Origin of the sequence: Citrobacter sp. wls706, from assembly GCF_005281305.1 — a bacterium.
GTDB lineage: Bacteria > Pseudomonadota > Gammaproteobacteria > Enterobacterales > Enterobacteriaceae > Citrobacter > Citrobacter werkmanii.
Genome location: NZ_SZXG01000043.1, coordinates 1 through 3,094, shown reverse-complemented (window position 1 = coordinate 3,094; position 3,094 = coordinate 1). Strand labels below are relative to the sequence as shown.

The 3,094-nt window shown below is 45.6% G+C and carries 3 protein-coding genes; 1 reads left to right on the top strand and 2 read right to left on the bottom strand.

The genetic code is table 11. From position 1 onward, the window contains the following. Positions 1-977 (bottom strand): porin (locus FDW92_RS22950; protein ID WP_137400711.1); only part of this gene is annotated, 977 nt, incomplete at its 3' end. Positions 978-1,435: 458 nt separating this feature from the next. Further along, complete coding sequence (gene yddG, locus FDW92_RS22945) at positions 1,436-2,317, bottom strand: aromatic amino acid efflux DMT transporter YddG (protein ID WP_042308348.1); 882 nt, start codon at positions 2,315-2,317, stop codon at positions 1,436-1,438. Positions 2,318-2,603: 286 nt separating this feature from the next. Here yddG and FDW92_RS22940 point away from each other — a divergent pair. Continuing rightward, the coding region (locus tag FDW92_RS22940; protein ID WP_170976162.1) for a molybdopterin-dependent oxidoreductase at positions 2,604-3,094 on the top strand (491 nt) is incomplete at its 3' end.

Sequence of the window (3,094 nt, the reverse complement as noted above, 5' to 3'; positions counted from 1 at the left end):
GTAGACATGTTTTTGTTGAAGTAGTAGGTAGCACCCAGGTCTACGTATTCAACCAGATCCTGGTCGCCGTAACCATTGATGTCTTTACCTTTGGATTTCAGGTAAGCAATGGACGGACGCAGACCGAAGTCGAACTGGTACTGAGCAACAGCTTCAAAGTTCTGTGCTTTATCTGCAATACCTGTTACACCAGAACCGCCATAGGTGGTCATGTTACGAGTTTCGGAGTAGGTGGTCGCCAGGTAGATGTTGTTCGCATCATATTTCAGACCAGCAGCCCATACTTCAGCATTCTTACCGGAAGCCATGAAACTGGAGTTACCCACAGCCTGGCGGTCAGTACGGTCAGATTTCGCATAGGTAGCACCTACGCCGAAGCCTTCGTACTCATAAGTGGTAGACAGACCGAAGCCGTCGCCGTTAGCTTCTTTCACGTTGGTACGGTCATTTTTGCCCTGATACTGAGCGGCAAAGTTCAGACCTTCAACCAGACCGAAGAAATCGGTGTTACGGTAGGTTGCGACGCCGGTAGTACGGCCAGTCATGAATACGTCAGTCTGGGTCCAGGTATCGCCACCGAACTCTGGCAGAACGTCGGTCCATGCGCCGATGTCGTAAGCTACGCCGTAGTTACGACCGTAGTCGAAAGAACCGTATTCAGCGAATTTCAGGCCAGCGAATGCCAGACGGGTTTTGTCTGCTTCGGAACCCTGATCTTCAGAACGGTTGCCTTTGAATTCATATTCCCACTGACCAAAACCAACCAGCTGGTCGTTGATCTGAGTTTCGCCTTTGAAGCCCAGACGCGCATAGGTTTTGTCGCCATCGCTGCTGGTGTCATCAGAGAAATAATGCTGAGCGTGAACTTTACCGTAGATATCCAGTTTGTTTGCGTCTTTGTTATATACCTCAGCCGCGTTTACTGCACCTGCCGCCAACAGGCTAGTCACTGCCACTGCAACTAATTTAAGTTTCATTCTAAATAATCCTTATAATTTTTTCTTGGTGTGTTTCCTAAACCATTGCTAAACGAAGGGGTTCGTCAATGGCAAACCATTTTTAAATGACGCAGTGGTATAAGTTCAATAATAAGTTTCATAATATTGCGAAATATTTGAAGTTGTGTGATCCAGATCTACATAATACAGCTGATTATATTAATCTTAATATGTGACAGATCTGGTTAGATATATTTACGCAGGGGACTATTATGGCAACTATGATTTAAATGGCGTTAGTTTCGCTTGTATAATATATACATGCGGAGGGTTATAGATAAACATGAAATACTTTCACGCGTTAACTAATAATCATATATTTAACATTTAATTAAACAAATATAAACATAAAACACAAGTGCAATGAGCATAATTATCCATCAGTCTGGCTAAAGTATAGCCGGATTTTATTTGTTTGTGATAAAACCCGGTTTTTTTCAGGCGCGGCGAGTTGCCACCCAGCAGAGCAGTGAGCCAGCGCAGACCATCAGCGCGCCTTGCCAAAAAGAAAGTGAGAGCGGGGCGCTGAGTAGCACGGCAGCCAGCGCGGAGGACAGTACGGGAGTAAAATAAGAACCTACCGCCATAATGGTGACATTACCGTGCAAAATACCAATATTCCACGCAGCATAGGCAAATCCTAATGTTAATGCTGCAGTGAACATCTTTATCGTCACCGGAGTGCTGAAAACCATCTCCGGCTGTGGGGTGACAAAATAGTAAATCCACAGACTTGCGGCGGTAAGTAAAACGAACACCGTGATGCCGTTAAAGCCTTTTGCATATTTATTGGTCACTGTGCAATATGTGGCCCAGATAAAAGCTCCCAGAAAGGCGAGAAAATAGCTGAGTGGACTACTGGCAACATTGCTGATAATTTCGCCTGGATTGAGACCATTTTCACCGCCCAGTACCCAACAAACGCCGGTCAATGCGATAATTAGTCCTGGAATAACCAACCAGGTTGATTTTTGACCATTAAATAATATGGCGAACAATATCGTCAGGCTTGGCCAAAGATAATTTACCATCCCCACTTCAATAGCCTGATGACGGGTAGCGGCATAACCCAGGGCCAGCGCTAAACAAATTTCATAGCTCACAAAAAGCACGCTACCGGCGATTAAATAACGAACAGGAATTTTTCTGATATTTGGAAATCCGACGGTAAATATGAGCAACAGGCCGCTTAATGAAAAAATCATCGCTGCGCCGCCAGCAGGTCCCAGTCCCTCACTTACTCCCCGAATAAGTCCAACCATCGTGCTCCAGAGTACGATGGCAATCAGACCAATTAACGTTGCTTTTTGTTTTGTCATTCTGTTTCTCTGTCCATGCCACTGGCAAAAAATAAGCTGAAATTTATAGCACTTTTACACCATAGCGCGCTAATTAATTACCTTTTACGTACCTCCTTATGGGTACAAGGGTTAAACAAAGTGCACTATTTAGTAGCGGAACCGTTTCGTTTTTGATTTGACGCAAAAAAAATATGGATATAGCTGATAGTTTCGTCGCGAAGTTGTACATGTCATCTTTCAGGCTGCCTCGATTACGCGCTTTGAGAGATTTCTTGTACGAATCCCTGCAAAAAAGAGGAAAGCAATGGACGTCAGCCGCAGACAATTTTTTAAAATCTGCGCGGGCGGTATGGCGGGAACAACAGTAGCCGCTCTGGGTTTTGCACCCAAAATGGCACTGGCTCAGGCGCGAAACTATAAGTTATTACGCGCCAAAGAGATCCGAAACACCTGCACATACTGTTCCGTAGGTTGCGGGCTATTAATGTATAGCCTGGGTGATGGAGCAAAAAACGCCAAAGAGTCGATTTACCATATTGAAGGGGATCCGGATCATCCGGTGAGCCGAGGGGCGTTATGTCCTAAGGGCGCAGGATTACTGGATTACGTACACAGTGAAAACCGTCTGCGTTACCCGGAATATCGCGCTCCAGGTTCCGACAAATGGCAGCGTATCAGCTGGGATGAAGCTTTCTCCCGCATCGCGAAGCTGATGAAAACTGACCGTGACGCCAACTTTATTGAGAAAAATGAGCAGGGCGTAACGGTTAACCGCTGGCTTTCCACCGGGATGCT

Coding starts and splice junctions, on each gene's coding strand:
- yddG (WP_042308348.1), bottom strand. CDS start 2,317: ATGACAAAACAAAAAGCAACGTTAATTGGTCTGATTGCCATCGTACTC.